This is a genomic window from Citrobacter sp. W9 (assembly GCF_026719375.1).
Classification (GTDB): Bacteria; Pseudomonadota; Gammaproteobacteria; order Enterobacterales; family Enterobacteriaceae; genus Citrobacter; species Citrobacter werkmanii.
This window is the reverse complement of record NZ_JAPPTE010000005.1, coordinates 241,181-261,887: the sequence shown is the minus strand read 5'-3', so window position 1 is coordinate 261,887 and position 20,707 is coordinate 241,181. Positions and strand designations below refer to the sequence as shown.

Genomic DNA, 20,707 nt, shown 5'->3' with positions numbered 1-20,707 from the left:
TTGGGATACCGCTTCAGCATACCTGTTGAGAAAGTATGGGGAAGTAAGGAAATCGCATATCTATATGCTGATGGGAAATAATGCCTTGCAGTATGGAATAAGAGCGGACATAAGCCAGCCCGCTTTTACACATTTTTGCATTACTTCCATAACGCATGCTTAGCACGATAGCAGTCTACCCACATCGCCGTGGCGCCACAAACCGCAACCGGCATAATGAACAGATTGAGTACCGGGATCATGGTGAACAGACTGGTCAACGCGCCAAACTGCATATTGGTCACCTTACGCGTGCGCAGCGCGACGCGCATCTCCTTAAAAGGCACCTTGTGGTTATCAAACGGATAATCACAGTACTGGATGGCCAACATCCACGCGCTGAACAGGAACCACAGCACCGGGGCGACGGTCTGTCCAATGCCCGGAATAAAATAGAGGATCAGCAACACGAAGGCGCGCGGGAGATACCACGCCAGCTTTTGCCATTCACGTTTCATAATGCGAGGAACGTCTTTCATGATGCCGAGAACGCCAGTGTCGGGTGGCGTTGCGCCCGTTAAGCGCGCTTCAAGTTGCTCCGCCAACAAGCCGTTAAACGGTGCGGCAATCCAGTTGGCGACGGTGGAGAACAGGTAGCCGAACACTAACAGTACGGAAATGGTAACGATCGGCCACAGCAAATAGCTGAGCCATTGAAGCCAGTCAGGTACGTGGCTCATTAGCGCAGGGATCCAGCTATCGAGTTGGCTAAATAACCACCAGAATGCGCCGCCCATCAACAGGATATTCACCAGTAAAGGCAGAATAACAAAACGACGAATGCCCGGTTGGGAGATGAGCTTCCATCCCTGAGAAAAGTAATAAAGGCCGCTGCGAGGTACAACTGCAGATGATGAAACCATGGTCAGGACATACTCCTTGTTATATAAGCTCTGGTAAACCTGGCGTATCTTACCGGGTTGTTGAGCGTTAAGCTGTTCGGAAATGTTCGAAAAAACAGCAAAAAGCACAATTTTGTTCATCTTTATGCCGTGAAAGCCAAGAGTGCACTTGCACTTGGCGTAATCGACAAATACTCTTAGTGAGTAAATGTTTGCCGTGGTGGCAAGGTGTTAGAACAACAGAGAATATAATGATGCAGGATTTGCGTCTGATATTAATCATTGTTGGCGCGATCGCCATAATCGCTTTACTGGTACATGGTTTTTGGACTAGCCGTAAAGAGCGGTCTTCTATATTCCGCGATCGCCCACTGAAACGCATGAAGTCTAAACGTGAAGACGAGGATTCGTTCGACGACAACGTCGAGGAAGACGAAGGCGTGGGCGAAGTTCGCGTTCATCGTGTGAATCATGCTCCCGGTAACGCGCAGGAACATGGTGTTCCTCCTCAGTCGCCGCAACACCAGTACCAGCCGCCTTATGCGTCTGCTCAGCCGCGTCAAACCGCGCAGCAGCCTGCACAAGCGCCGGTACCGCCGCCGCATGTTCAGCAGCCGCCTCAGCCTGTTCAACCGCAGCAGCCTGTGCAACATCAGCCTGTTCAGCCGCAACCGGTGCAACAGCCGGTACAGCATCAGCCCGTTGCTCCGCAGGTTCAGCAGCCCGTGCAGCAGGCTCCGCAGCCTGCGCCGCAGACCTTCCAGCCAGCAGAGCCTGTCGTTGAACACCAACCGCAGCCTGAGCCGGTCGTTGAAGAAGCGCCTGTTGCCGAAAAACCGCAGCGTAAAGAAGCGGTCATTATTATGAACGTCGCGGCTCACCATGGCAGCGAGCTCAACGGTGATGTGCTGCTCAACAGCATTCAGCAAGCCGGTTTTAAATTTGGCGATATGAATATTTTCCATCGTCATCTGAGCCCGGATGGCAGCGGTCCGTCGCTGTTTAGTCTTGCCAACATGGTTAATCCTGGTACCTTTGACCCGGAGATGACGGGCGACTTCAGCACGCCTGGCGTGACTATTTTTATGCAGGTTCCGTCCTATGGGGACGAGCTGCAAAACTTTAAGCTGATGCTGCAGTCCGCGCAGCACATTGCTGATGAAGTTGGCGGTGTGGTGCTCGACGATCAACGTCGTATGATGACGCCGCAGAAACTGCGGGAATATCAGGACCGCATCCGCGAAGTTAAAGAATCTCACGCCTGATTTTCTTCTGGCGTGACATTTCCTTGCTAAACCCCCGCCTGTCGGGGGTTTTTTATCATTGATGGTGCGATATGGAATCAATCGAACAACAACTGACAGAACTGCGAACCACGCTTCGCCATCATGAGTATCTCTACCATGTGATGGACGCGCCGGAAATTCCCGATGCGGAATATGATCGCCTGATGCGTGAACTGCGCGAGCTGGAAGCGCAGCATCCGGACCTTGTTACCCCCGACTCGCCAACCCAACGCGTTGGCGCCGCGCCGTTGTCGGCGTTCAGCCAGATTCGCCATGAAGTGCCGATGCTGTCGCTGGATAACGTGTTTGATGAGGAGAGTTTTCTCGCCTTCAACAAGCGCGTGCAGGACCGACTGAAGAGCACCGATAAGCTGACCTGGTGCTGTGAACTGAAACTGGACGGCCTGGCGGTCAGTATCCTGTATGAAAACGGCGTACTGGTCAGCGCCGCAACGCGCGGTGATGGCACCACGGGGGAGGATATTACCTCTAACGTGCGCACTATCCGCGCGATCCCGTTAAAACTGCGTGGCGATAATATTCCCACGCGTCTGGAAGTGCGCGGGGAAGTGTTCCTGCCACAGGCCGGATTTGAAAAAATTAATGAAGAAGCCCGCCGCACCGGCAATAAAGTGTTTGCTAATCCGCGCAACGCGGCCGCCGGGTCATTACGCCAGCTTGATCCCCGTATCACGGCGAAGCGACCGCTTACTTTCTTCTGCTATGGCGTTGGTGTGCTGGAAGGCGGCGCGCTGCCTGATACTCACCTCGGCCGTCTGCTGCAATTTAAAGAGTGGGGACTGCCGGTAAGCGACAGGGTAGCGCTGTGTGACTCGCCGGAGGAAGTACTCGCTTACTACCACAAGGTTGAAGAAGACCGACCGACGTTGGGCTTCGATATTGACGGCGTGGTGATTAAAGTCAACTCCATGGCGTTGCAGGAGCAACTGGGCTTTGTCGCTCGCGCGCCGCGCTGGGCGGTGGCCTTTAAGTTTCCGGCGCAGGAGCAGATGACCTTTGTTCGCGATGTTGAGTTTCAGGTCGGACGTACCGGGGCGATTACGCCCGTTGCTCGCCTTGAGCCGGTTCAGGTTGCCGGGGTTCTGGTCAGTAACGCCACTCTGCATAATGCCGATGAAATCGATCGTCTGGGGTTGCGTATTGGCGATAAAGTCGTTATTCGCCGGGCGGGCGATGTAATCCCGCAGGTGGTCAACGTGGTGCTTTCCGAGCGCCCGGAAGAGACGCGTGAAATCGTGTTTCCACAGCACTGTCCGGTGTGTGGGTCTGATGTTGAACGTGTGGAAGGCGAAGCGGTCGCTCGCTGTACCGGCGGCCTGATTTGCGGCGCCCAGCGTAAGGAATCGTTGAAACACTTTGTTTCCCGCCGCGCGCTCGATGTTGACGGTATGGGCGACAAAATTATCGATCAACTGGTGGAGAAAGAGTATGTCCATACGCCAGCAGATCTCTTCACCCTGACGGCAGGCAAGCTCACCGGACTCGATCGGATGGGGCCAAAGTCGGCGCAAAACGTGGTGAATGCGCTGGAAAAAGCGAAAGAAACGACGTTTGCCCGTTTCCTCTACGCGCTGGGCATTCGTGAAGTCGGCGAGGCCACTGCCGCAGGTCTGGCGGCGTATTTCGGCACTCTGGATGCGCTGGAAGCGGCCTCTGTTGAAGAGCTGCAAAAAGTGCCGGATGTTGGCATTGTGGTCGCGACGCACGTGTTTAATTTCTTTGCCGAAGAGAGCAACCGCGAGGTGATAGGCCAGTTGCTGGCGCAGGGCATTCACTGGCCCGCGCCGGTGGTTATCAACGCTGAGGAAATCGACAGCCCGTTCGCGGGCAAAACGGTGGTGCTGACCGGAAGCCTGAGCCTGATGTCGCGTGATGACGCCAAAGCACGATTAACCGAACTGGGCGCAAAAGTGGCCGGTAGCGTGTCGAAGAAAACCGATCTGGTGATTGCCGGCGAAGCGGCGGGTTCGAAACTGGCAAAAGCGCAGGAACTGGGTATTACCGTGATTGATGAAGCTGAAATGATCCGCTTACTGGGTGCCTGAGATGGAAAAAGAGCAGCTGGTTGAAATCGCCAACACCGTGATGCCCTTTGGCAAATATAAGGGGCGTCGGCTGATTGATGTCCCGGAAGAGTATCTGCTGTGGTTTGCCCGTAAGGATGAATTCCCGGCGGGTAAACTTGGCGAGCTGATGCAAATCACGCTGCTGATTAAAACTGAGGGGCTGACGCAACTGGTGCAGCCCCAGAAACGCCCGCTTTAAGCCTTTGCGGCGCGGCTTTTCTGCTGCGCCTGCAATGCGTCCGTCTGTTGCTTGTAGCGACGGGCCATCACGGCGCAGACCATCAGCTGAATTTGATGGAAGATCATCAAAGGCAGCACCATCATGCCAATCACCGAAGTCGGAAACAGAATATTTGCCATTGGGATCCCATTCGCCAGGCTCTTTTTCGAACCGCAGAAGACAATGGTGATTTCATCGGCTTTATTGAAGCCGCATTTCCGGGCAACAAAGACGTTTATGCCAATCACAATGGCCAGCAGAACGATGCTGACCACGCAGATAAACAGCAGTGAGCCGATTCCCACTTTGTGCCAGATCCCGTTAACCACGGCTTCGCTAAAGGCAGAGTACACCACCAGTAAAATGGAGGATTGGTCCGTTTTGGCGATCCACTTTTTATGTCGTGATACCCAGTTACCAATCCATGGACGTGAAAGATGTCCCAACACGAACGGCAGCAGCAGTTGCAGCATAATTTTCCCCACCTGCTCCAGGCTGCCTTCCGCGCCGTGCATATTCATCACCAGGCCTACCAGCAGCGGTGAAAGGAAAATACCCAGCAGGCTGGAGGCCGAAGCGGAGCACACGGCGGCGGCGACGTTACCTCCCGCCAGCGATGTAAAGGCGATGGCCGACTGCACCGTGGCCGGCAAAATACACAGATACAGGAAACCGGTATACAGCATCGGGTCAACATTAACCGGTGCCCACCATGCGAACAGAACACCCAATACCGGGAAGACGACGAAAGTGCTGCACATGACCCACAGATGCAAACGCCAATGGCTACCGCCGGCAATAATGGCCTCACGCGACAGCTTTGCCCCGTGCATAAAAAACAGCAGGGCAATGGCGGCGGTGGTTAAGCCTTCAAAAAAAGGGACAAAACCGCCCTCGGCCGGGAAAAAGGAAGCCAGTAAAACGACGGTAATTAGCGTTATCGTGAACGGATCAAGAATACGAAATAGTTTCATAAAAGCTCCTGAAATTCGGTAGGAACATTTTGCGTTTTTCCGTTTGAGAAATAAAATTGATTTATTGCATCCATATATGAATAGAATAGATGAATTACTCTCTGCGTCAGCTCCGTATCTTTGTTACCGTCGCTCAGGCTAAAAGTTTTAGCCGGGCGGGGGATATCATTGGCTTAAGCCAGTCGGCGGTCAGCCATAGCGTTAAAGAGCTGGAAGGGCAGACGGGCGTCCGGTTATTAGATAGAACAACACGAGAAGTGGTACTGACAGAAGCCGGGCATCAGTTGGCGGCACGACTGGAGCGTATTCTGGATGAACTGCACAGCACCCTGCGTGAAGCAGGCCAGGTGGGGACGCAGTTAACCGGAACGGTGCGCGTTGCCGCCAGCCAGACGATCTCCGCACACCTGATTCCACAGTGTATTGCCCAGAGTAATCAGCTTTATCCTGCGATCGATTTTGTGCTGCACGACAGGCCACAGCAGTGGGTGCTGGAAAGCATTCGCCAGGGAGAAGTCGATTTTGGCATTGTGATTGATCCTGGTGCTGTGACCGATCTGCAGTGTGAAGCCGTACTGTCCGAACCTTTTCTGTTGCTGTGTCGGCAGGATCATCCGTTAGCCCAGCGGGAATGGGTCAACTGGCAGGATCTCTATCATGAGCGTCTGGTGCTACAGGATTACGCTTCCGGCAGTCGACCGCTGATCGATGCGGCGCTGGCCCACTTTTCGATTGATGCCAATATTGTTCAGGAGATTGGTCACCCGGCCACGTTGTTTCCGATGGTAGAGGCGGGCATTGGTATCAGCGTACTGCCCGCGCTGGCGCTCCCCTTACCGCAGGGTAGCCATTTACAGGTTAAGCGTCTGACGCCGGTGGTTGAACGACAATTGATGCTGGCGCGACGTAAAAACCGTTCTTTATCTACCGCGGCTCAGGCGTTGTGGGACGTGGTGCGCATGCAGGCCAGTGAGTTAACTGCTGGTCGCGCAAGCGATCCGCTGTATAAGATATAAACCGCCCCATGCCATTTCTGGCAGAAAAATAATGTGAATTCAAACCAGTTTAGCGTACCTCATCGATACCGATTTACTATCGCTTGTCGGGATAAACGGTATTGGTAATCGATTGCGTAGTCCCGCTATAACAGTGTGGTACGCGACGTTATTTTCGATTACTCAGTATTAAGGATATCTCATGAGCCACTCTCTTTTCTCGCAAAATCCCTGGTACAGCGCCGATATTATTCGTGGCTACAAGCCGGATTTCACTCCACGCGTCGCTTTTATTCTTGGCTCAGGCCTGGGCGCGTTGGCGGATCAAATTGAGGATGCGGTGGCCATTTCTTACGAGAAACTTCCCGGATTCCCGGTGAGCACCGTTCACGGTCATGCCGGTGAACTGGTGCTGGGAAATCTGGCGGGCGTACCGGTGGCCTGTATGAAAGGTCGCGGGCATTTTTATGAAGGGCGCGGTATGACGGTGATGACCGATGCCATTCGCACACTGAAGCTGCTGGGCTGTGAACTGTTATTTTGTACTAATGCCGCAGGCTCCCTCCGCCCTGAAGTTGGGCCAGGTAGTCTGGTTGCGCTTAGCGATCACATCAATACGATGCCTGGTACACCGATGGTGGGACTTAACGATGATCGTTTTGGCGAGCGATTCTTTTCGCTGGCGAATGCCTATGATGCTGACTATCGTGCAATCCTGCAAACCGTTGCCGCAGAAGAAGGTTTCCCGCTGAGCGAAGGCGTATTTGTCTCTTATCCGGGACCAAACTTTGAAACCGCGGCAGAAATTCGCATGATGCAAATCATTGGTGGCGATGTCGTGGGGATGTCGGTGGTGCCTGAAGTTATCTCTGCCCGCCATTGCGGTCTGAAAGTGGTTGCGGTCGCAGCGATCACTAACCTGGCGGAAGGTTTGGGCGATGTGAAATTATCTCACGCGCAGACGCTGGCGGCAGCGGAACTCTCCCGGCAGAACTTTATCAATCTGATCTGCGGCTTTTTGCGCAAACTGGCCTGAATAATTAAAAATTGACCCCGCTTGCGGGGTCTTACTTTTTTGGCAAGGAACGGAAAAATGGGTATCGCATCTCGCTTAAAGCTCATGTCGTTTTTGCAATATTTCATCTGGGGGAGCTGGCTGGTTACCCTGGGTTCTTACATGATTAATACCCTGGATTTTACCGGCGCGAATGTGGGTATGGTCTACAGTTCGAAAGGGCTGGCAGCGATTATCATGCCGGGCATAATGGGGATCATTGCCGATAAATGGCTACGCGCCGAACGCGCCTACATGCTTTGCCATCTTGTCTGCGCGGGTGTGTTGCTATATGCCACTACCGTTACCGATCCGCAGACCATGTTCTGGGTGATGTTGGTTAACGCGATGGCATATATGCCGACGATTGCGTTATCGAACAGTGTTTCCTACTCGTGTCTGGCGCAATCGGGTCAGGACCCGGTCACCGCTTTCCCACCCATTCGCGTGTTTGGCACTATCGGCTTTATCGTGGCCATGTGGACGGTGAGTCTGATGGGACTGGAACTGAGCAGTGCGCAACTGTATATCGCTTCTGGCGCATCGTTGCTGCTGGCTCTGTATGCGCTGACGTTGCCGAAAATTCCGGTTGCCGAGAAGAAAGCGAACACAACGCTTGCCAGCAAGCTTGGGCTGGATGCTTTTGTCTTGTTTAAAAATCCACGTATGGCAATCTTCTTTTTGTTTGCGATGATGTTGGGGGCGGTACTGCAAATTACTAATGTCTTTGGCAATCCGTTCCTGCATGATTTTGCTCGTAATCCTGAGTTTGCCGACAGTTTTGTGGTGAAGTATCCCTCTATCTTGCTTTCAGTTTCACAGATGGCGGAAGTGGGCTTTATCCTGACTATCCCGTTCTTCCTCAAACGCTTTGGTATTAAAACGGTAATGCTGATGAGCATGCTGGCGTGGACGCTGCGCTTTGGTTTTTTTGCTTTTGGCGATCCGTCCCCGGTCGGCTTTGTGATGCTGCTGATGTCGATGATTGTCTATGGTTGCGCGTTTGATTTCTTCAATATTTCAGGATCGGTGTTTGTAGAGCAGGAAGTGAGTTCTAACATTCGCGCCAGTGCGCAGGGGCTGTTTATGACGATGGTCAATGGCGTGGGCGCTTGGGTTGGCTCAATCCTGAGCGGGATGGCGGTAGATTACTTCTCTGTCGATGGCGTTAAGGACTGGCAGACTATCTGGTTAGTCTTTGCCGCGTATGCGCTGGCATTGGCGGTTATCTTTGCATTGTTCTTTAAATACAAGCATGAGCCAGAAAAATTGGCGCAGAAATCGCTGGCGCATTAACGTGACATTCGCGGCGGGGGACTGATACCCGCCGTTTCATTTTCCGCGATGCAATGTGGTAACTTTGCGCATTATCCTTTGTCCTCAGGAGCGCATTATCCATGGAACGCACGCACCGTATCGATCTGAAGTTACTGCGTTATTTTCTTGCTGTCGCAGAAGAACTGCATTTTGGACGCGCTGCTGCTCGCCTGAATATGTCGCAACCGCCGCTCAGTACGCATATTAAAGAGCTGGAACAACAACTCGGCACTTTGCTGTTTATCCGACATTCCCGCAGTGTAGCCTTAACTCATGCCGGAAAAATTTTGATGGAAGAGTCGCGCCGATTGCTATCCAGTGCGAATCAGGCGCTGGCGAGGGTAGAGCAAATTGGTCGCGGCGACGCAGGGCGGATTGAACTCGGTGTTATCGGTACGGCGATGTGGGGAAAAATGCGTCCAGTGATGCGGCGTTTCTTAAAAGATAACCCTAACGTTGAGGTGCTGTTTCGCGAGAATATGCCAGCCATGCAGATGACGATGCTGGAACGACGTGAGCTGGATGCGGGAATTTGGCGGATGGCGACAGAACCTTCGCCTGGATTTACCAGCCTGCGTTTGCATGAATCCTCTTTCCTGGTGGCAATGCCAGAAGAGCATCCACTGACTGAACTTGCCGCGATACCATTGGAAGCGTTGCGGAACGAATATTTTGTCACAATGCCGTCCATTCATACCGACTGGGCATTTTTACAGCGCGTTTGCCAAAGCGCCGGATTTTCACCAATGATTATTCGCGAGGTGAAGGAGCCGCAAACGGTGTTGGCGATGATCAGTATGGGGGTTGGAATTACGTTGATTGCAGACAGTTATGCACAAATGAGCTGGCCGGGTGTGGTGTTCCGTCCGTTAGAGGAACGTATTCCGGCGGATTTGTATATTGTGTATGACCAGCAGCAGGCAACGCCCGCGCTGGAGAAACTGGTGGCGGCGTTGATGGTATGATGTTTGCGCCGGATGGCGACTAACGTCTTATCTGGCCTACGCGTGCGGTATTGCCTGTAGGCCTGATAAGCGCAGCGCATCAGGTAAGCAGATTCGAATCTTTCATATCGCAGGTAGCAAAAAGGCGCCGCCAGCGCCCTTTTTACATTGGTGGGTCGTGCAGGATTCGAACCTGCGACCAATTGATTAAAAGTCAACTGCTCTACCAACTGAGCTAACGACCCGAAGTGGTGGGTGATGACGGGATCGAACCGCCGACCCCCTCCTTGTAAGGGAGGTGCTCTCCCAGCTGAGCTAATCACCCACTTCGGTACTTCATATTTTAACAAGAAATCCAGCTGGCGAGAAAGTGGTGGGTGATGACGGGATCGAACCGCCGACCCCCTCCTTGTAAGGGAGGTGCTCTCCCAGCTGAGCTAATCACCCACTTCTCAATTTCTTGTTTTACACGGCGGAGACTACATAAAGTAGTTGGTGGGTGATGACGGGTTCGAACCGCCGACCCCCTCCTTGTAAGGGAGGTGCTCTCCCAGCTGAGCTAATCACCCCCGCTGTGTGGAGTCGCATTATAGGGAGAGTTGAAAATGAGTCAACGCATTTTCAAAAGAAATTGTTTGTTCGTCGTAAATTTAAACAAAACGATCGCAAAACAATCCATGCAGCATGATTTGTATACGAAAATGGCAAAGCGTGATGTTCCAACCCGATCAACATTGAGGAATCAGACCACAGTGATAGAATACGAGCCTGATAATCTTCCCTGGATTTGCCGGTTGTCGGCATCTTTATAAACGTAAGGCCATTTCATGAAAATCAAAACTCGCTTCGCGCCAAGCCCGACAGGTTACCTGCACGTCGGCGGTGCGCGCACTGCTCTTTATTCCTGGCTTTTTGCACGTAACCATGGCGGTGAGTTTGTGCTGCGTATTGAAGACACCGATCTCGAACGCTCCACGCCGGAAGCTATTGAAGCCATTATGGATGGTATGAACTGGCTGAATCTGGAATGGGATGAAGGCCCGTACTTCCAGACCAAACGTTTTGATCGCTACAACGCTGTTATTGATGAAATGCTGGAAGCAGGCACCGCATATAAGTGCTACTGCTCCAAAGAGCGTCTGGATGCGCTGCGCGAAGAGCAGATGGCGAACGGTGAGAAGCCGCGTTACGACGGCCGCTGCCGCCACGGTCATGAGCACCATGCCGCCGATGAACCGTGCGTGGTGCGTTTTGCCAACCCGCAGGACGGTTCCGTTATTTTTGACGATCAGATCCGTGGGCCGATCGAATTCAGCAACCAGGAGCTGGACGATCTGATCATCCGCCGTACCGACGGCTCCCCAACCTACAACTTCTGCGTGGTTGTCGATGACTGGGATATGGAAATCACTCACGTTATTCGTGGCGAAGACCATATCAACAACACCCCGCGTCAGATCAATATCCTGAAAGCGCTGAATGCGCCGGTGCCGGTTTACGCGCACGTGTCGATGATCAACGGCGACGACGGTAAAAAACTCTCTAAACGTCACGGTGCGGTCAGCGTGATGCAATACCGCGATGACGGCTATCTGCCGGAAGCGCTGCTGAACTATCTGGTGCGCCTGGGCTGGTCCAGCGGCGATCAGGAAATCTTCACCCGTGAAGAGATGATTAAACTGTTCTCCCTCGGTGCGGTGAGCAAGTCTGCGAGCGCGTTCAACACTGAAAAATTGCAGTGGCTGAACCATCACTACATTAATGCGCTGGCACCGGAATATGTGGCAACGCATCTGCAGTGGCACATTGAGCAGGAAAATATCGATACTCGCGTTGGGCCTCAACTGTCTGAGCTGGTGAAACTGCTGGGCGAGCGTTGCAAGACGCTGAAAGAAATGGCGCAGAGCTGCCGCTACTTCTATGAAGACTTTGCTGAGTTCGACGCTGACGCGGCGAAGAAACACCTGCGTCCGGTTGCGCGTCAGCCGCTGGAAGTGGTTCGCGACAAACTGGCCGCCATTACCGAATGGACGGCAGAAAACGTCCACCACGCGATTCAGGCAACCGCTGATGAGCTGGAAGTGGGCATGGGTAAAGTTGGGATGCCGCTGCGCGTCGCGGTAACCGGCGCGGGTCAGTCCCCGGCGTTAGACGTCACGGTGCATGCGATTGGCAAATCCCGCAGCGTTGAGCGTATTAACAAAGCACTGGCGTTTATTGCAGAGCGTGAAAGTCAGCAGTAATTCTGGCTGATTGATGACACAACGGCAGGATGCGCTCCTGCCGTTTTTTTTACCCGCTATTCAGACTCATCAATGCCCAGACGGATAAGGAAATTACGAATCCCTTCGCGCGAGATATACATCGCCAGCTTTTCTTGTTCCGTTGGCGACATATTGTCCAGTGCGCTGATTATCTGGCGACAGGCATGGCTGCGCACTACATGGGTGTATTCTGCCAGCGGTTCTTCAGCCTGATAAAACTCAGGAGCTTTGCGAAAAGCGGGAACGTTGAGCAGAAACGTGCGGACACCGGAGTCAATATGAATAAGTCTTGCACGACCGCCTTTAACGCCGGGAAATTTTTCGGTGGTCCAGTTTTGCTCTCTGATCCAACGATTGACGGTTTGTTTGGCTACCCCGAGACATTCCGCCAGCTCTTCGGTCGTCATTTTGCTGCGTAATTTTTTCATATTATTTGTTTTCGCGGATCCCTAAGCGTTGTAATAAACCCGTAATGCCTTCACGCAGGATCAATGACGTAAACATTTTCTGTTCTGATGGCGTCATCTCTTTGGCGAGTCTAATCAGCAGCGCCTCAATCGAAGTATCACCGGATAACGATAAGTTATCTGATAAACCTTCGGCTGAACGTTCAGCGCTGCGAATGTATTCACGAACTTGTTCGGTGACGTGAACCAGACGGGCTTTACCGCCCTGAACGCCTGGTTTTGGTGATGTAGCCCAACCTTCCTTGCGCACCCATTTATTGATGGTCTGTCGGCTGTATCCGGTCAGATTAGCAAGCTCTTCTGGCGTCATCCGTTCCTTGAACATAACGATTCCCTGAGTAGTCGTGGGGTTAATTAGTGGCTCATTTTATAGCACCATTTTAGTAGAAACCGTGACGCGTTTAACTACTGAATGCGAGTTGTTACGCAATGTTCTTCATTTGACTGCTTTTTCAGCGATTGAATTCTATGAGTTAATTTTGCCGTTGACACACGCGAAGGGAATTCATATGATGCCGCCCGTCAACTCGACAAGCTTTACGTGACGGGGCTATAGCTCAGCTGGGAGAGCGCTTGCATGGCATGCAAGAGGTCAGCGGTTCGATCCCGCTTAGCTCCACCAAAATTTAAACCCTCGCTGAAAAGCGGGGGTTTTTTGTTTTTACATCCTGCCAGTTCTCACCTTATATTTCTTTGGTTTGCTGAATAACACGCATAAAAAAACCGGGGAGAAAAACCTCCCCGGTCTTAACACGACAATGTTGTCTTAGGCTTACAGCACCAGTGCTGCGATGGATGCAGACAGTACGCTCACCAGCGTAGAGCCGTACACCAGCTTCAGACCAAAGCGGGAAACCACGTTACCTTGTTCTTCGTTCAGGCCTTTAATCGCGCCGGCGATAATCCCGATGGAAGAGAAGTTAGCGAAGGAGACCAGGAACACAGAGATGATGCCTTCAGCGCGTGGAGAGAGCGTAGAGGCGATTTTCTGCAGATCCATCATCGCGACGAATTCGTTAGAAACCAGTTTGGTTGCCATGATACTGCCCACCTGCAACGCTTCGCTGGACGGTACACCCATTACCCATGCAACCGGGTAGAAGATGTAGCCCAGGATGCCCTGGAAGGAGATGCTGTAGCCAAACCAACCGGTCACGGTAGCGAACAGGGCGTTCAGGGCGGCGATCAGCGCGATGAAACCAATCAGCATGGCTGCAACGATAATTGCCACTTTGAAACCTGCCAGGATGTATTCACCCAGCATTTCGAAGAAGCTCTGGCCTTCGTGCAGGTTAGACATCTGAATGTTTTCTTCGCTGGCATCAACGGTGTAGGGGTTGATCAGCGACAAGACGATAAAGGTGCTGAACATGTTCAGAACCAGCGCAGCAACCACGTATTTCGGCTCCAGCATGGTCATATACGCGCCGACGATAGACATGGAAACCGTCGACATCGCTGTTGCAGCCATGGTGTACATACGGTTGCGGGACATTTTGCCGAGAATATCTTTATAGGCGATAAAGTTCTCGGACTGACCCAGGATCAGGGAGCTGACGGCGTTAAAGGATTCCAGCTTACCCATACCGTTGACTTTAGATAACAGGAAACCAATCGCGCGGATGACAATTGGCAGAACGCGGATATGCTGCAAAATACCAATCAGCGCGGAAATGAAGACGATCGGGCAAAGCACTTTCAGGAAGAAGAATGCCAGGCCTTTGTCGTTCATGCTGCCGAAGACAAAGTTTGTCCCTTCATTAGCGAATCCGAGCAGTTTCTCAAACATCTCGGAGAAGCCTCTCACGAAGCCCAGACCGACATCAGAGTTCAGGAAGAACCATGCCAGTAACACTTCAATAACAAGCAGTTGAATAACATAACGAATGCGGATTTTTTTACGGTCACTGCTTACCAGCAGTGCGAGTACCGCAACCACGGCAAGGGCCAGGACAAAATGAAGAACGCGGTCCATATTTGCTCCAAATATGAGGCAGGTTTAGTTTTCGTGCACATTCTATGTAACAACCATAAAGAAAACGAGATCAAACACACACTATAATAAGGACCTGTGACGAGATTCAAAATTAGTGATCGGCGATACACTTCTGTTATGTTGAGTAGGGAAGTGAAAAGTTATGTCATTGTGCTAATCTAATAACAATAATTAAACATCTCACCGGTATTTCCAGAATCTTTATCGATCCATAGACAATCGCTATCAGAGAAATCAACTTCACCCATTAAAATGAATTTGATAATCATTCTCAATGGGCGTAGCTTGAAACATAGCAAAGGCTATGTTTCTGGGGCACTAAAATGACGAACGATCGCGTTGAGAGTAGCAGTGGACGGGCAGCGCGCAAGTTGAAGCTCGCATTAATGGGACCTGCGTTCATCGCGGCGATCGGTTATATCGATCCAGGTAACTTTGCCACCAATATCCAGGCAGGGGCCAGCTTTGGTTATAAATTGCTGTGGGTGGTGGTCTGGGCAAACCTGATGGCGATGCTGATTCAGGTGCTGTCGGCAAAACTGGGTATTGCCACGGGTAAAAACCTGGCAGAGCAAATTCGCGATCATTATCCTCGCCCGGTGGTGTGGTTTTACTGGGTGCAGGCTGAAATTATCGCCATGGCGACCGACCTTGCTGAGTTTATTGGCGCTGCGATTGGTTTCAAACTTATCCTGGGCGTTTCGTTATTGCAGGGGGCCGTGCTTACCGGCATCGCGACATTCTTAATTTTGATGCTGCAGCGCCGCGGGCAAAAGCCGCTGGAAAAAGTCATTGGCGGCCTGCTGCTGTTTGTGGCCGCGGCTTACATTGTGGAACTGATCTTTTCCCAACCGAACTTCGCGCAGCTTAGCAAGGGGATGATTATTCCCAGCCTGCCAAATTCGGAGGCTGTGTTCCTGGCCGCAGGCGTACTTGGCGCGACCATCATGCCGCACGTCATTTATCTGCACTCTTCCTTAACCCAGCATCTGCACGGCGGAACGCGCCAACAGCGCTATACAGCCACCAAATGGGATGTGGCTATCGCCATGACGATTGCCGGATTTGTAAACCTGGCGATGATGGCGACAGCTGCCGCCGCATTTCATTTTAGCGGGCATACCGGTATCGCCGATCTCGATCAAGCGTACCTGACCCTTGAACCGCTGTTGAGCCATGCGGCGGCGACGGTGTTTGGTTTAAGCCTGGTGGCTGCGGGACTGTCTTCTACTGTGGTCGGCACGCTGGCGGGGCAGGTGGTGATGCAGGGATTCATCCGCTTTCATATCCCATTATGGGTACGCCGTACTGTCACCATGATGCCATCATTTATTGTGATTCTGATGGGGCTGGATCCGACCCGTATTCTGGTGATGAGCCAGGTGTTGCTCAGTTTCGGGATTGCCCTTGCGCTGGTGCCGCTACTAATCTTTACCAGCAACGGCACATTGATGGGGGATTTGGTTAACACCGCCTGGGTCAAATACATTGGCTGGATGATTGTGGTGTTAGTGGTCGCGCTCAATATCTGGCTACTGGTGGGAACCGCGCTGGGTTTGTAAAAACAAAAGAGCCCGCAGGCTCTTTTGTTACATTAATGATGATGTTTGTGACCGCGCCCGCGACCGCGATGGTCGTCACGGTCATTCCAGCCTTCGCGATAGCCGCGCTCATAAGCTTTACGTTTATCCCAGCCACGATGATAGCCATTGTCATGACGCCACCAACGATTTTTGCGCCACTCATAGTTATGATGCCAGTAATCCCGGTCGCGCCAGCGGCCGCCATCCCAGTAGTTACCGTAATTATCGCGATCGCCAATTTGCAATTTTATTGATGGCAGCAGGGTGATTTCGCCAGCGTTCGCGGCCAGCGGGGTAAAAGCCAATAAGACTGCCGCCAGAATCAGTGACCTGAACATGTTTACTCTCCTTCACGATCGAGCCGTAGCCGGCCTGTTAACGTAATATTACGGGGCAGTAAAGCCCCGTTTCATCGCCTTAACTCTTAAATCGCGAGCGAGAGCACTTTTTGTTAATAAATGTGTCTTTATTTCAATCAGCTCAGAATGGCATCAATCTCGGCGCACTCTTCGGCAGAGAAATGCCGGTTTGCCAGCATGCCAACGGCGTCTTCAATTTGCGCGGGTTTACTGGCGCCTATCAGCACGGAGGTGATCTTGTCTTCCCGTAATACCCACGCGAGCGCCATTTGAGAAAGTTTTTGTCCCCGGCGTTCTGCGAGCGCGTTCAGCGCACGGACCTTTTCCAGTTTTTGTGGCGTTAACTGGTCCGGGTTAAGAAAACGGCTGGAGCTTGCCGCGCGCGAGTCCGCAGGAATACCGTTCAGGTAGCGGTCGGTTAATTGCCCACCCGCCAGCGGTGAGAAGGCGATACTGCCAACACCCTTTTCCTGTAACAGCGACAGCAGGCCACTTTCGACCCAACGTTCAAACAGGGAATATTTAGGCTGGTGGATAAGGCAGGGGGTGCCTAAATCGTCGAGTATTTCAATCGCCTGCCTGGCAAGCTCAGCCGGATAGTTGGACAGCCCGACGTACAGCGCTTTACCCTGACGGACAATATGATCCAGCGCGCGCATGGTTTCTCTGAGCGGCGTTTCTGGATCGGGCCGGTGATGATAGAAGATATCAACATACTCCAGCCCCAGGCGTTTGAGGCTTTGATTGAGGCTGGCAATCAGGTACTTGCGCGATCCCCAGTCGCCGTAGGGCCCCTCCCACATGGTGTAGCCCGCTTTGGTGGAGATGATCAGCTCATCCCGCCACGGTAAAAAATCTTCCTGCAGAATGCGGCCAAAATTTCGCTCCGCTGAGCCCGGCGGCGGGCCATAGTTATTCGCCAGGTCAAAATGAGTAATTCCCAGATCGAATGCGCGCTGTAACAGCGCCCGACTGTTCTCTACCTGCGTGGCATCACCAAAATTATGCCACAAACCCAAAGAGACAATCGGCAACCTGAGGCCGCTCTGGCCGCAGCGGCGATACTCCATTGTTTGATAGCGATTTTCATCAGCCTGATAAACCATGTAGCCTCCTGTTGGATAACGTGTGTCATTGAGTGTATACGTTTACACAAAGCAGACTGTAATGAATTTTTAATCGTCAAAACTGTACATCTTGCTTTCCACCCCCTTCACAACAACTCTCCTGGACAGTCATCACAGTTCTTCGATACTCAACATTGAGGTTACCGTCAGAAGGATAGCTGTCATGCAAACCCAATATTCCGTTGCTGATTATCTGCTGGACAGGCTGGCAGGCTGTGGCGTCGGCCACCTCTTTGGTGTGCCTGGCGATTATAATTTGCAGTTTCTTGACCACGTGATTGAACATCCCAGCGTACGTTGGGTCGGGTGTGCGAACGAATTAAATGCGGCTTATGCTGCGGATGGCTATGCCCGGGTGGCAGGGGCGGGAGCTTTGCTCACCACGTTTGGCGTGGGAGAGTTAAGTGCGATCAACGGTATCGCGGGAAGCTATGCGGAATATGTTCCCGTTCTGCATATTGTCGGCGCGCCCTGTCGCGGTGCGCAGCGTCGTGGGGAACTGATGCATCACACCCTTGGCGACGGTGACTTTCAGCATTTTTACCGTATGCAGCAGGCTGTAACGACGGCCAGCGCAGTGCTGGATGAACAAAACGCCTGCTATGAAATTGATCGCGTGCTGCGGGCGATGTTAACTGAGCGCAGGCCGGGCTATCTGATGTTGCCTGCTGATGTGGCAAAACAGCCCGCCACGCCGCCGAATGACGCCCTGATTATTCCTCTGAGCGAACCGGAAAGCAGCGTGGCGGAAGCGTTTCGCTATTATGCCCGCGAGCGGCTATTGGACAGTCCGCGCGTAGCGCTGCTGGCCGACTTTCTCGCGCAGCGTTTTGGCTTACAGCCTGTATTGCAGCGTTGGATGGCGGAAACGCCGATGGCTCACGCCACGCTGTTGATGGGGAAAGGGGTATTTGATGAGCGTCACCCGGCGTTTGTCGGTACGTACAGCGCCGGAGCCAGTAGCGACTATGTGCGCCAGGCCATTGAAGATGCCGATACGATTATTTGCGTCGGTACACAATTTGTCGACACCCTGACCGCTGGGTTTACGCAACGGTTACCACCGGAGCGCACGATTGACGTTCAGCCCCATGCGTCACGTGTTGGTACCCAATGGTTTAACGTTCCGATGGAACAGGCCGTCACTACGTTACGCGAGTTGTGTCTGGAGATGTCGTTTTCACTGCCGCCCGAACGCCCGCCAGTTGGGCGTATCCAGGTTGAGAAGGGGCTTCTGACCCAGGAAAATTTCTGGCAAACGGTGCAACACTATCTGGCGCCGGATGACATCATCCTCGTCGACCAGGGAACGGCGGCATTTGGTGCGGCAGCGCTCTCGCTACCCAGCGGTGCGGAAGTCCTGGTCCAACCGCTGTGGGGTTCCATCGGCTACGCGCTCCCGGCGGCATTTGGCGCGCAAACGGCCTGCCCGGACCGCCGGGTGATCCTGATTATTGGCGATGGTGCAGCGCAACTCACTATCCAGGAACTGGGCTCCATGCTCAGGGACGGGCAATCACCGGTGATTTTACTGCTTAACAATGACGGCTATACCGTGGAGCGGGCCATTCACGGGGCAAATCAGCGTTATAACGACATCGCCGGATGGAACTGGACCCAGGTGCCGCAGGCGTTAAGTCATGAATGTCAGGCGGAATGCTGGCGAGTGAAGCAGGCGGTCCAACTGGAGGAAGTGCTGGCCCGGCTGTCCCGTCCGCAACGGTTGTCATTAATTGAAGTGGTGCTACCGAAAGCCGATCTTCCTGAGTTATTGCGCACGGTGACCCGTGCGCTGGAATCTCGCAACGGAGGATAGCTACTCCTCGGGACGGCTGGCGATCATCATTGGTTTTCCGGCCAATAAAAGCCAGGCGGGGAGCATAACGACGCAAAGCAGCGGCAGCAAAGTGGTGTCTGGCACCACGACTGCCGCCATAAACAGGCTCAGCCACGCGTCGCGGGTAACGACCAGCACCAGCCCGAGAATCGCGCAGGAGACCGTGATGGCTGCCGGAACGGCTTCAACATGGGCGTGCAGCATCAGACCCAGCGCGACACCCACGAAGACCGCCGGAAAAATTCGCCCGCCGCGAAAACCGCTCGCTGCTGCGACCACCAATGCCGCCAGTTTGATCACGGCAAGCAGCAAATAATCCGTTGTCCCCAGCGTCTGGCTAAACGCCATTTGCTGCATTTCATCCAGTCCCTTAAATAAGGTAAGCGGTCCGCCAATTACACCCAAAATACCGAGAATAAAACCACCAACCCCAAGGATCAGTACCGGGTGTTTAAGCCGATGTATTAAATGATGCAAGCGCGGTAGACACCAGACGGCCACCATGCCCGCGGCAATGGCGATAGCAGCAACGACCGCACCGCTGAGGATATCGATCAGATGCATTTGCGTATAGTGCGCGATGGGCAATGAAAAATGGGGATGAAAGAACAGGCTGGTGGTCAGTGAACCTGCGGCGGCGGCCATTAATGGCGCAAACAGACGATCCCACAAAGGAACATCGTTTGAGCTATTCAGCGTTTGCGAAAACACCAACGCGGCGGCCACGGGAGTACCAAATAACGCCCCGATGGTGCCGGCAGAGGCGAGAATGGTCCAGTCCAGCTTAGCAATGCGCGGAAAGAGGCGGCTGCCAAGCGCCACTGCGAGGGCGATATTCACGGTCATGATGGGATGTTCCGGCCCTAAACTGACGCCGCCCGCCAGACCGAGGATTAGTGCCGCCAGCAGGCCTGGCAGCGCCGAAACGGCCACCGGCATTCCGATTAACGGTTCACAAGCCGGATCCGGACCAGCGTGGCCCCGGCTGTAGCGGATGACAAGCCCGACCATCAGTCCGGTTAACGTGAGCATACCGATGATCCACATCGGAGAGTCCTGGGCAATTCCGATGCTAATCGGCAGACGCTCCCATAAAAATTGCTGTAAAACGGAAGCGACTTTCATCACAACGATCAACACCAGGCTGGACGCTATGCCAATGATTATCGCGGGAGTTGATAGCAAGAGCATCGTTCTGGCTCGCGGATGGAGCATTTTCAATTCCTTCAAACAGAGTCATAGATATAGTTTGCACAGCCTGCGCGACCGCATCGCTGCAAATGGTGCTGAAACGATAAAGTAATTGTGTGATCTGG

Annotated in this window: 19 protein-coding genes and 5 tRNA genes; 12 read left to right on the top strand and 12 right to left on the bottom strand. The window is 53.0% G+C overall.

The genetic code is table 11. The annotated features are described in order from the left end of the window. Positions 1-140: 140 nt before the first annotated feature. Positions 141-902 carry a sulfate transporter CysZ gene (gene cysZ, locus OOJ59_RS10815; protein ID WP_069324501.1) on the bottom strand — a complete coding sequence of 254 codons (762 nt, stop codon included), beginning with the start codon at positions 900-902 and terminating at the stop codon, positions 141-143. Between the two features lie 230 nt (positions 903-1,132). Here cysZ and zipA point away from each other — a divergent pair, with 230 nt between their 5' ends. The 3 genes from zipA to OOJ59_RS10800 all read left to right on the top strand — a co-directional run bounded on the left by zipA (position 1,133) and on the right by OOJ59_RS10800 (position 4,453). After that, entirely contained in the window at positions 1,133-2,146 is a 1,014-nt protein-coding gene (zipA, locus tag OOJ59_RS10810; RefSeq protein ID WP_087856974.1) for a cell division protein ZipA, read from the top strand. A gap of 71 nt (positions 2,147-2,217) precedes the next feature. Then, on the top strand, positions 2,218-4,233 hold the full coding sequence (gene ligA, locus OOJ59_RS10805; RefSeq protein WP_085049685.1) for an NAD-dependent DNA ligase LigA: 2,016 nt from the start codon (positions 2,218-2,220) through the stop codon (positions 4,231-4,233). Position 4,234: 1 nt separating this feature from the next. Continuing rightward, positions 4,235-4,453 carry a DUF3820 family protein gene (locus OOJ59_RS10800; protein ID WP_268063388.1) on the top strand — a complete coding sequence of 73 codons (219 nt, stop codon included), beginning with the start codon at positions 4,235-4,237 and terminating at the stop codon, positions 4,451-4,453. Here OOJ59_RS10800 and OOJ59_RS10795 read toward each other — a convergent pair. Continuing rightward, positions 4,450-5,448, bottom strand: coding sequence for a bile acid:sodium symporter family protein (locus tag OOJ59_RS10795; protein WP_038642468.1), 999 nt, complete (start codon positions 5,446-5,448; stop codon positions 4,450-4,452). The genes OOJ59_RS10800 and OOJ59_RS10795 overlap by 4 nt on opposite strands. Positions 5,449-5,537: 89 nt before the next feature. On the opposite strand from OOJ59_RS10795, the gene OOJ59_RS10790 reads away from it, so the two are divergent. From OOJ59_RS10790 to OOJ59_RS10775, 4 genes are all read left to right on the top strand, one after another. Next, complete coding sequence (locus OOJ59_RS10790; RefSeq protein WP_069324504.1) at positions 5,538-6,464, top strand: LysR family transcriptional regulator; 927 nt, start codon at positions 5,538-5,540, stop codon at positions 6,462-6,464. A 181-nt stretch (positions 6,465-6,645) separates the two neighbouring features. After that, entirely contained in the window at positions 6,646-7,479 is an 834-nt protein-coding gene (gene xapA / locus OOJ59_RS10785) for a xanthosine phosphorylase (protein WP_087856971.1), read from the top strand. A 57-nt stretch (positions 7,480-7,536) separates the two neighbouring features. Beyond that, a complete protein-coding gene (locus OOJ59_RS10780) occupies positions 7,537-8,793 on the top strand; it encodes a nucleoside permease (protein ID WP_087856970.1) in 1,257 nt (418 codons plus the stop codon). Positions 8,794-8,894: 101 nt separating this feature from the next. After that, positions 8,895-9,779 carry a LysR family transcriptional regulator gene (locus tag OOJ59_RS10775; protein WP_085049683.1) on the top strand — a complete coding sequence of 295 codons (885 nt, stop codon included), beginning with the start codon at positions 8,895-8,897 and terminating at the stop codon, positions 9,777-9,779. 148 nt (positions 9,780-9,927) lie between these two features. Here OOJ59_RS10775 and OOJ59_RS10770 read toward each other — a convergent pair. The 4 genes from OOJ59_RS10770 to OOJ59_RS10755 form a co-directional block, all read right to left on the bottom strand. Next, positions 9,928-10,003 (bottom strand) — tRNA-Lys (locus OOJ59_RS10770). Between the two features lie 4 nt (positions 10,004-10,007). Continuing rightward, positions 10,008-10,083: transfer RNA gene (locus OOJ59_RS10765), tRNA-Val, on the bottom strand. A gap of 46 nt (positions 10,084-10,129) precedes the next feature. Next, a tRNA-Val gene (locus tag OOJ59_RS10760) sits at positions 10,130-10,205 on the bottom strand. A gap of 46 nt (positions 10,206-10,251) precedes the next feature. Beyond that, positions 10,252-10,327 (bottom strand) — tRNA-Val (locus OOJ59_RS10755). Between the two features lie 258 nt (positions 10,328-10,585). Here OOJ59_RS10755 and gltX point away from each other — a divergent pair. Then, entirely contained in the window at positions 10,586-12,001 is a 1,416-nt protein-coding gene (gltX, locus tag OOJ59_RS10750) for a glutamate--tRNA ligase (protein WP_038642458.1), read from the top strand. 56 nt (positions 12,002-12,057) lie between these two features. Here the strand turns inward: gltX and OOJ59_RS10745 are convergent, their stop codons facing one another. After that, on the bottom strand, positions 12,058-12,450 hold the full coding sequence (locus tag OOJ59_RS10745) for a MerR family transcriptional regulator (RefSeq protein ID WP_038642449.1): 393 nt from the start codon (positions 12,448-12,450) through the stop codon (positions 12,058-12,060). Position 12,451: 1 nt separating this feature from the next. Beyond that, a complete protein-coding gene (locus OOJ59_RS10740) occupies positions 12,452-12,814 on the bottom strand; it encodes a YfeC-like transcriptional regulator (protein WP_006683575.1) in 363 nt (120 codons plus the stop codon). A 221-nt stretch (positions 12,815-13,035) separates the two neighbouring features. On the opposite strand from OOJ59_RS10740, the gene OOJ59_RS10735 reads away from it, so the two are divergent. Continuing rightward, positions 13,036-13,111 (top strand) — tRNA-Ala (locus OOJ59_RS10735). 150 nt (positions 13,112-13,261) lie between these two features. Here OOJ59_RS10735 and nupC read toward each other — a convergent pair. Then, positions 13,262-14,464, bottom strand: coding sequence for a nucleoside permease NupC (gene nupC / locus OOJ59_RS10730; protein ID WP_038642445.1), 1,203 nt, complete (start codon positions 14,462-14,464; stop codon positions 13,262-13,264). Between the two features lie 273 nt (positions 14,465-14,737). On the opposite strand from nupC, the gene OOJ59_RS28210 reads away from it, so the two are divergent. Then, positions 14,738-14,812 carry a hypothetical protein gene (locus OOJ59_RS28210; protein WP_419866972.1) on the top strand — a complete coding sequence of 25 codons (75 nt, stop codon included), beginning with the start codon at positions 14,738-14,740 and terminating at the stop codon, positions 14,810-14,812. After that, positions 14,809-16,047: an Nramp family divalent metal transporter gene (locus tag OOJ59_RS10725; protein WP_038642443.1), complete on the top strand. Its 1,239-nt coding sequence runs from the start codon at positions 14,809-14,811 to the stop codon at positions 16,045-16,047. Before OOJ59_RS28210 ends, OOJ59_RS10725 begins: the two co-directional genes overlap by 4 nt. 32 nt (positions 16,048-16,079) lie before the next feature. On the opposite strand, the gene ypeC is transcribed toward OOJ59_RS10725, so the two are convergent. Together ypeC and mgrA are read right to left on the bottom strand one after the other, a co-directional pair. Further along, complete coding sequence (gene ypeC / locus OOJ59_RS10720; RefSeq protein ID WP_003834889.1) at positions 16,080-16,406, bottom strand: DUF2502 domain-containing protein YpeC; 327 nt, start codon at positions 16,404-16,406, stop codon at positions 16,080-16,082. Between the two features lie 137 nt (positions 16,407-16,543). Beyond that, positions 16,544-17,533, bottom strand: coding sequence for an L-glyceraldehyde 3-phosphate reductase (mgrA, locus tag OOJ59_RS10715; protein ID WP_121529368.1), 990 nt, complete (start codon positions 17,531-17,533; stop codon positions 16,544-16,546). A gap of 184 nt (positions 17,534-17,717) precedes the next feature. Between mgrA and OOJ59_RS10710 the strand changes: the two genes are divergently transcribed. Continuing rightward, the gene (locus OOJ59_RS10710; RefSeq protein ID WP_160956351.1) at positions 17,718-19,370 is read left to right on the top strand and encodes an alpha-keto acid decarboxylase family protein; all 1,653 of its coding nucleotides are present in this window, start codon (positions 17,718-17,720) and stop codon (positions 19,368-19,370) included. On the opposite strand, the gene OOJ59_RS10705 is transcribed toward OOJ59_RS10710, so the two are convergent. Beyond that, on the bottom strand, positions 19,371-20,606 hold the full coding sequence (locus tag OOJ59_RS10705) for an ion channel protein (protein WP_268063387.1): 1,236 nt from the start codon (positions 20,604-20,606) through the stop codon (positions 19,371-19,373). Positions 20,607-20,707 lie beyond the last annotated feature (101 nt).

What these genes read in the sequence shown, in the direction of transcription:
- cysZ (WP_069324501.1), bottom strand. Translation starts at nt 902, where the DNA reads ATGGTTTCATCATCTGCAGTTGTACCTCGCAGCGGCCTTTATTACTTT.
- zipA (WP_087856974.1), top strand. Translation starts at nt 1,133, where the DNA reads ATGATGCAGGATTTGCGTCTGATATTAATCATTGTTGGCGCGATCGCC.
- ligA (WP_085049685.1), top strand. Translation starts at nt 2,218, where the DNA reads ATGGAATCAATCGAACAACAACTGACAGAACTGCGAACCACGCTTCGC.
- OOJ59_RS10800 (WP_268063388.1), top strand. Translation starts at nt 4,235, where the DNA reads ATGGAAAAAGAGCAGCTGGTTGAAATCGCCAACACCGTGATGCCCTTT.
- OOJ59_RS10795 (WP_038642468.1), bottom strand. Translation starts at nt 5,448, where the DNA reads ATGAAACTATTTCGTATTCTTGATCCGTTCACGATAACGCTAATTACC.
- OOJ59_RS10790 (WP_069324504.1), top strand. Translation starts at nt 5,538, where the DNA reads ATGAATTACTCTCTGCGTCAGCTCCGTATCTTTGTTACCGTCGCTCAG.
- xapA (WP_087856971.1), top strand. Translation starts at nt 6,646, where the DNA reads ATGAGCCACTCTCTTTTCTCGCAAAATCCCTGGTACAGCGCCGATATT.
- OOJ59_RS10780 (WP_087856970.1), top strand. Translation starts at nt 7,537, where the DNA reads ATGGGTATCGCATCTCGCTTAAAGCTCATGTCGTTTTTGCAATATTTC.
- OOJ59_RS10775 (WP_085049683.1), top strand. Translation starts at nt 8,895, where the DNA reads ATGGAACGCACGCACCGTATCGATCTGAAGTTACTGCGTTATTTTCTT.
- gltX (WP_038642458.1), top strand. Translation starts at nt 10,586, where the DNA reads ATGAAAATCAAAACTCGCTTCGCGCCAAGCCCGACAGGTTACCTGCAC.
- OOJ59_RS10745 (WP_038642449.1), bottom strand. Translation starts at nt 12,450, where the DNA reads ATGAAAAAATTACGCAGCAAAATGACGACCGAAGAGCTGGCGGAATGT.
- OOJ59_RS10740 (WP_006683575.1), bottom strand. Translation starts at nt 12,814, where the DNA reads ATGTTCAAGGAACGGATGACGCCAGAAGAGCTTGCTAATCTGACCGGA.
- nupC (WP_038642445.1), bottom strand. Translation starts at nt 14,464, where the DNA reads ATGGACCGCGTTCTTCATTTTGTCCTGGCCCTTGCCGTGGTTGCGGTA.
- OOJ59_RS10725 (WP_038642443.1), top strand. Translation starts at nt 14,809, where the DNA reads ATGACGAACGATCGCGTTGAGAGTAGCAGTGGACGGGCAGCGCGCAAG.
- ypeC (WP_003834889.1), bottom strand. Translation starts at nt 16,406, where the DNA reads ATGTTCAGGTCACTGATTCTGGCGGCAGTCTTATTGGCTTTTACCCCG.
- mgrA (WP_121529368.1), bottom strand. Translation starts at nt 17,533, where the DNA reads ATGGTTTATCAGGCTGATGAAAATCGCTATCAAACAATGGAGTATCGC.
- OOJ59_RS10710 (WP_160956351.1), top strand. Translation starts at nt 17,718, where the DNA reads ATGCAAACCCAATATTCCGTTGCTGATTATCTGCTGGACAGGCTGGCA.
- OOJ59_RS10705 (WP_268063387.1), bottom strand. Translation starts at nt 20,606, where the DNA reads ATGCTCCATCCGCGAGCCAGAACGATGCTCTTGCTATCAACTCCCGCG.